A 337-nucleotide genomic window follows, 5' to 3' on the forward strand; every position below is an offset into this window, starting at 1 on the left:
AGTGGTGTCCATCGTGGCAGACGGCGACCACACCCGTGGCGCGCTACCACCGCGAGCCACTCGCCCACCAAGCGCTTTCGCAGGAGCAACCCCTTGTGGTCCGCGGTCAACACGGCCCGCCCTCGCGCCCGCGGCGCAGGGATATCAGAGCTGCCTCAACCCAGACCGTCGTCAGCCGAGATCCCCCCATCCTCCGGCAGGAGATGTGCGGTGGCTCGCTAACTTCCCGGAACCACAAGTTCTTCTTCTCAAAGCTGACCTACCGAGAGATGCCCGCCGAACTCCGGGCGGATCTCTCCGACGCCAGGTTGACGATCCTCGAGGGCGACCTCAACTA

General features: G+C 65.3%; 1 pseudogene. It reads left to right on the forward strand.

The features are described from left to right. Positions 1–35 precede the first annotated feature (35 nt). Positions 36–337 (forward strand): annotated as a pseudogene (locus tag PUR61_RS00240) (hypothetical protein); the annotation flags it as partial.

Source organism: Streptomyces sp. BE20 (assembly GCF_036322525.1).
Taxonomy (GTDB): domain Bacteria; phylum Actinomycetota; class Actinomycetes; order Streptomycetales; family Streptomycetaceae; genus Kitasatospora.